The organism is Protofrankia sp. CiP1_Cm_nod4 (genome assembly GCF_982290645.1).
Genome location: NZ_CEVIVC010000138.1, coordinates 1 through 6,024, shown reverse-complemented (window position 1 = coordinate 6,024; position 6,024 = coordinate 1). Strand labels below are relative to the sequence as shown.

5 protein-coding genes are annotated in these 6,024 nt (G+C 72.0%); 4 read left to right on the top strand and 1 reads right to left on the bottom strand.

What is annotated here, in order from left to right; all coding sequences use genetic code 11:
* The first annotated feature begins 962 nt into the window (after positions 1–962).
* Together AC5LSR_RS19830 and lnt are read left to right on the top strand one after the other, a co-directional pair.
* The gene (locus AC5LSR_RS19830; RefSeq protein WP_493465288.1) at positions 963–1,337 is read left to right on the top strand and encodes a DMT family transporter; all 375 of its coding nucleotides are present in this window, start codon (positions 963–965) and stop codon (positions 1,335–1,337) included.
* 283 nt (positions 1,338–1,620) lie between these two features.
* The gene (gene lnt / locus AC5LSR_RS19825; RefSeq protein ID WP_493465287.1) at positions 1,621–4,386 is read left to right on the top strand and encodes an apolipoprotein N-acyltransferase; all 2,766 of its coding nucleotides are present in this window, start codon (positions 1,621–1,623) and stop codon (positions 4,384–4,386) included.
* A gap of 79 nt (positions 4,387–4,465) precedes the next feature.
* Here lnt and AC5LSR_RS19820 read toward each other — a convergent pair whose 3' ends face one another.
* Positions 4,466–4,816, bottom strand: coding sequence for an RNA polymerase-binding protein RbpA (locus AC5LSR_RS19820; protein WP_013873689.1), 351 nt, complete (start codon positions 4,814–4,816; stop codon positions 4,466–4,468).
* 120 nt (positions 4,817–4,936) lie between these two features.
* On the opposite strand from AC5LSR_RS19820, the gene AC5LSR_RS19815 reads away from it, so the two are divergent.
* Positions 4,937–5,440, top strand: a complete 504-nt coding sequence (locus AC5LSR_RS19815) for a DUF4267 domain-containing protein (RefSeq protein ID WP_250280433.1) — start codon at positions 4,937–4,939, stop codon at positions 5,438–5,440.
* Positions 5,437–5,874 (top strand): peptide-methionine (R)-S-oxide reductase MsrB, encoded by a 438-nt coding sequence (gene msrB / locus AC5LSR_RS19810; protein WP_250280435.1) that lies wholly within the window; start codon positions 5,437–5,439, stop codon positions 5,872–5,874. The genes AC5LSR_RS19815 and msrB overlap by 4 nt, the downstream gene beginning before the upstream one ends.
* Positions 5,875–6,024: the final 150 nt, after the last annotated feature.

Genomic DNA, 6,024 nt, shown 5'->3' with positions numbered 1-6,024 from the left:
GCCCCTGGCAGGAAGAGACAGCGCCCCTGGCAGGAAGAGGACACGAGAAAGGGTCCCGGACCGCCCTTCGGACCGATATCGTGCACCGCCGGATGCGGACGCGACATCGTTGTCTAGGGGACGATCTGGGACCCTCCGGGCTGTCCTGCAGCCCCCCTTCGCCAGCGACGAGAAACTTCCTGTCCGAACCCCGCCGCTGACCGGGCCTGGTAGCAGGCGATCAGGGACGTGTGACCGCCCGCTGGCCGCCGGCCGGTCCAGTTGTCAGGGAAGGCACTCCCGCAGCCGTCTGATGAGTGGACAGGATGAACGGTACCGGTCGTTACTCGGTCGCTGTCAACCACACGTTCTCCGCGGATCCGTCTCCCGTTCTTCTCGGTTCCCCGGACGCGGCGCGCTCTCGCCGCCGCGGCGGCGCGTCAGTCAGGCATGACGTGTGCATGGTCGCGCCATGGCCGCGGATGACCACACAGCGCGAATTGCGCGTTAATTGTTTTTATCCGGGCCCCTCGGGATGCCTCGGGCCGCGGACGCCGGACTGTCATCGATCTTTTTCGAACTTTTTCACAACGCACAGACTTCACAGTAGATATATCAACTATTAGACAATCAGTACACAAAAATCACCTACAGCGTCCCGCGACCGCCCCGCGACACCGGCACGCCGGCCGGGGACGCATAGCGTACTTGTCCAAGTACTGCGTGTAGTATTATCGGCTGCGGTTCCGTACGGGACCCGGGGCGAGCCCTGACCGCGGCACGGGCCACGAGCCGGCCGTGCCACCGGGAGCCTGCCACCGGGAGCCCTGCTACCGGGAGGCAGCCGGGCAGCCGCCGGGAAGCAGCCACCAGGCCCGGGAAGCAAGAGGCCCGGGAAGAGGGAAGGAATGACCGCCACCGATGTCGCCCACCGCCCGGCCGCCGGCCACCGGCAGCCGGCCGATCCCTCCCGAAGGACCCTGATGAGCTGGCTGGCTCTGGTGGCCGCGATCGCCTGCGACGTGGCAGCCACCTACGCCCTCGCCGCCTCCCACGGCTTCCGCAACATGGTCCCCTCGGTCCTCGCCGTCCTCGGGTTCCTCCTGACCACCTACCTCTTCGGTGTCGCGCTCACGAGGCTGGGCCCGAGCGTGTCGTACGCCGCCTTCGGGGCGCTGGGGACCACCGCGGTCGCCGTCATCGGCATCGCTCTGGGCACGGAGCGCGCCAACTGGCTCAAGACGGGCTCCCTGGCCCTGATCATCATTGGCGTGGCGCTGCTCCCGCTCGCCGACCACCGGGACAAGGCCGCTGCACCGCCTGCCGCGCACGGCCCCGAACGGCCCGCCCGGGGCTGAGATGCCAACCAGGCAACACCGACACCCGCCGGGAACCGTGCGCATCATGGGTCCCCATCCGGGGGAACGAGAGGACGAACGGTCGCCTTAGCAGCCGTTTCCGTACTCGTTCCACACTTGCCCCCATGATCATGACAGGATGTGTCACCACAGGGTCCTGGCGTCGTCTCCGGTCCGGGCCTGAGCCGCGGCGGCCTCCCGGGCCCGGGAGGCGGATGTTTCGCCGACCCGGTCGATGGCGGCCCAGCCGGTGGCCGACACTGGAAGTGTGGCAGCCCAGGACATGCCGAGCGCGGGCCGCGGCACGAGCCGCGGTGCCGTGACCTGCGCGGACGACACGTCCGGGGCGGACGCGGATGCCCCGTCATCCCAACGGCCGCCCCAGCGGCTGGTTCGGCGCCTGGCCCGCCGGCTGACCCGGCCGCTGGTGGCGGCCACCGCCGGCGTGCTGCTGTACCTGGCGTTCCCGCCCACCGGGATCTGGCCGCTGGCGCCGGTCGCGGTCGCGGCCCTCACCCTGGCCGTGCGCGGTGTGCGCCTGCGCTGGTCGTTCGCCCTCGGCATGCTGTTCGGTCTCGGCTTCATGCTGGCGATGCTGCGTTTCGTGATGTTCGTCGGCATCGACGGCTGGGTGGCGCTCTCGGCCGGCGAGGCGGCCCTGCTCGCGCTGGTCGCCCCCGCGAGCACCGCGGTGACGCGGATGCGTGGATGGCCGCTGTGGGTGGCCGCGGTGTGGGCCGTACAGGAGGCGGTACGCGCGCGGGCGCCCTTCGGCGGCTTCCCGTGGGGGAAGCTGGCCTTCAGCCAGGCGGACGCGCCGCTGGCACCGCTCGCGGCACTCGGCGGCACACCGCTGGTGACCGCCGCGGCCGCCGGCACCGGCGCGCTGCTGGCCGCGGCCGTCATCCGCGCGGCCGCGCCGGCCACGGGCGCCACCGGATCCGCCCGCCCGTCCGGGCCGGACAACGGGACGGACACCAGCGCGGACGCCAGGACGGACGCCAGGACGGGCGGCCGGGGCCGCCGGGCGCGGACGGCCGTGGCGACAGCCCGCCCGCTGGCCGCGGCCGCCGCCGTGACCCTGCTGGGCCTGGCGGTACCGCTGCCGACCGCGGCGCAGGCCGGCACGGCGAACGTCGCCGCGGTGCAGGGCAACGTCCCGCGGGCCGGTGGGCTGGAGGCACTCGGCCGCATGTTCCAGGTCACCACCAACCACGTCACGCGGACCGAACAGCTCGCCGCGGACGTGGCGGCGGGCCGGGTCCCACAGCCCGATCTGGTCCTGTGGCCGGAGAACGCCTCGGACGTCGACCCGCTCGCCGACCCCCGCGCCGCCGCCCTGCTGGACCGGGCCGCGCGGGCGGCGGGCGCTCCCGTCCTCGTCGGCGCGGTCCTCGACGGGCCGGGCCCGCGCAAGGTGCGCAACGCCGCCCTGGTGTGGGACGACACCGGCTGGACCGGGCAGATGTACGTCAAGCAGCACCCGGTGCCGTTCGCCGAGTACCTGCCGGGCCGGGCCGTCCTGGAGAAGCTGGTCAGCCGGTTCGCCACCGAGATGCCCAACGACTTCGTCCACGGCACCACGACCGGGGCCCTGACCATCCGCGGGATCACCATCGGTGACGTCATCTGCTTCGAGGTGGCCTACGACGGCCTCGTGCGCGCCACCGTCGACGCCGGCGCGCGGCTGCTGGTCGTGCAGACCAACAACGCCTCGTTCGGACGCCGGGGCGAAAGCGAGCAGCAGCTGGCCATGACCCGGCTGCGCGCGGTCGAACACGGGCGGGCCGCGGTCCAGGCGTCCACCAGCGGCCAGAGCGCGATGGTCATGCCCGACGGCCGGATCCTCGCGCGGTCCGGGCTGTACCAGGCGGCCGTCCTGACCGCCGCGCTGCCGCTGCGTACCGGGCGTACGGTCGCGGACCGGCTCGGTAGCCTCCCGGAGACGCTCCTGGTGATGATCGGAGTGGCCGCTGTAGCGTTCGGCCTACGGGCTGGACGGACGCCGCCCCGACAGGCCGCCGGGCCCGGCCGGATCGCCGGACACCGGCGGGAACAGTACGGGCAGGCGGGCGGCGGCCCCGCCGACGACAGCGCTGGCGACACCGAAAGGAGCCGCGTGGACGGCGAGCGCGTTCTCGTGTGTGTTCCCACCTACAACGAGCGGGAGAACCTTCAGGACACGGTCAACCGGCTCCGGACGGCCAATCCGGACGTGGACGTGCTGGTCATCGACGACGCGAGCCCGGACGGCACCGGCCAGCTCGCCGACGAGCTCGCCAGCGCCGACCCGCGCGTCCACGTCCTGCACCGGCCGGCCAAGGAGGGGCTGGGCGCGGCCTACGTGGCCGGCTTCACCTGGGGGCTGGGCCGCGGCTACGGCATCCTGGTCGAGATGGACGCCGACGGCTCGCACCAGCCGGAGGAACTGCCCCGCCTGCTCACCGCCCTGCGGGAAACCGACCTGGTCATCGGCTCACGCTGGGTGCCCGGGGGAGAGGTGCGCAACTGGCCGCGGTCCCGGCTGCTGCTCTCCCGCGGCGCCAACGCGTACGTGCGGACCGCCCTCGGCATGCCGCTGGCCGACGCGACCGCGGGCTTCCGGGCCTACCGGGCCGAGGTCCTGCGCAGCCGCGATCTCGACCGGGTCGCGTCGCAGGGGTACTGCTTCCAGGTCGACCTGGCCTGGCAGGCGTGGCGGTCGGGGTTCCGGCTCCGCGAGGTCCCGATCACCTTCGTCCAGCGCGAACGCGGACAGTCGAAGATGAACCGGGCCGTCGTGGGGGAGGCGCTGTGGCGGGTGACCTGGTGGGCGGTGCGCTCCCTGCGCGACCGGCCGGCCGCGGCCGGCGGACGCAGCGCTGCCCGGCGGCAGAACGGCGGGAGCGAGGCCACGGTGGGCCGGGACGGACAGGACAGCCAGGGCAGCCGGGACGGACAGGCCGCGCACCCTGGCGGGGACACCGGCCCGCTACCGCTGCCCGCGGCCCGGGAGAGCGCCGAGGAACACCAGGACCAGGAACGGTCGACGACAGGTGCCTCGGCATGAGAGCGGGGCGACACGCGTGTGGCCCGCCCGGACGATCTCCGGACGGGCCACACGCGTGGGTGTCGCTACGGCAGACGTGTCAGGCGGAGCGCCGGTCCTGCCCGGTGCCCCGCAGGACCGCGAGCCGCTCAGCCAGTACCTCTTCAAGGTCGTCGGTGGTACGCCGCTCCATCAGCATGTCCCAGTGCGTGCGCGGGGGCTTGCTCTTCTTCGGCTCCGGGACCTCGCCGTCGACGATGACCGATCCGGCACCACAGACACGGCACTCCCAGACTGCCGGGACCTCGGCCTCGGCAGCGAAAGGCATGGTGAACTGGTGGCCGTTCGGGCAGTCGTAGGACGCGGTCTGGCGGGGCGCGAGTTCGGTGCTGCGGTCCGTCTCGTAGGAGACTGCACCTAGACGGCTGCCTCGCAGGATGCGCTCGCCCATGAAAACCCTCCCGAGCGTCGATACCAGTGAGGAACTCAGACTCATCAACGCCCGGGATCTGTGGGACGTTCCCTTGGGGACAAGGCCGGCAACGAGATCGCGCTCACATAAGGTATAAAGATGATCATGATTAAGCCATCTTCTCTTACGTACAGTCAGCAAGCGGCTCTTCTCGGGACGGCCCGCTGCGCGCTTGGTGTCGGACTGCTGACACGTCCCGCCAGATTCGCGCGCCTCGCCGGCGTGGACCGGGTCACCGCCGAACGGACGGCGTGGATCACCCGGCTCGCCGCCGCCCGCGACATCGCCGTCGGCGCCGGCCTGCTCACGTCCCTGCTGCGGCGCGACGGCCCACCGACACGCGGCTGGCTGCGGGCGGGCGCGCTGATCGACACGGCCGACGCGGCCGTGCTGCTCAACGCCGGCGCCCGCCGGGACATCGCCTGGGCACCGGCCGTGGCGGCGGCACTGACCGCCGCCACCAGCGCCGTCCAGGCGGGCCTGCTCACCACCCGTCCCCCCGCCGGCGCGGACCCGGCGGACCGCCGGGCGACAGCCCTCGGGGAACGAATCCGCCGCGTGAAACGTCCCACACCAGCAGAAGAGGGGAGTGGCCTGGCATGAGCGACGACAAGGAGGTCACCGTGGCAACACACCAGGTCGTCAAGACCGAGGAGGAGTGGCGCAAGGAACTCCCTGCGGAGCGGTACGCCATCCTGCGCAACGCCGCCACCGAACCACCCTTCAGCGGCGCCTACACATACAGCAAGGAAACCGGCGTCTACCGCTGCGGGGCATGCGGGAACACATTGTTCGACTCGTCCACCAAGTACGACTCCGGATCAGGCTGGCCGAGCTTCTACGAGCCCAAGGTGGCGGACGCGGTGGAACTGGTCGAGGACCACTCCCACGGCATGACCCGCACCGAGGTCCGATGCCGTCGCTGTGGGTCACATCTCGGACACGTTTTCGACGACGGCCCGGCGCCGACCGGCCAGCGCTACTGCATGAACTCGCTCGCGCTCGACCTCGAGCCAACGCCGGAGAACCCCGCCTGACATCCATAGGAGCATCCGGGAGAACCCGACGGACGTAGGCGCCGGCGCGGCGGACGCGCACCCCGTGCCGCTCCGCCCGCCGCCGCCCCTCCCCCGCACGGCACCGTAGCGCCGATAATCGACATTATGTCAAGTAGAACGAGTGGGCCC

Bases quoted from the DNA above. Each gene is read 5' to 3' on its own strand.
- msrB (WP_250280435.1), top strand. From the start codon at position 5,437: ATGAGCGACGACAAGGAGGTCACCGTGGCAACACACCAGGTCGTCAAG.
- AC5LSR_RS19830 (WP_493465288.1), top strand. From the start codon at position 963: ATGAGCTGGCTGGCTCTGGTGGCCGCGATCGCCTGCGACGTGGCAGCC.
- AC5LSR_RS19820 (WP_013873689.1), bottom strand. From the start codon at position 4,816: ATGGGCGAGCGCATCCTGCGAGGCAGCCGTCTAGGTGCAGTCTCCTAC.
- lnt (WP_493465287.1), top strand. From the start codon at position 1,621: ATGCCGAGCGCGGGCCGCGGCACGAGCCGCGGTGCCGTGACCTGCGCG.
- AC5LSR_RS19815 (WP_250280433.1), top strand. From the start codon at position 4,937: ATGATCATGATTAAGCCATCTTCTCTTACGTACAGTCAGCAAGCGGCT.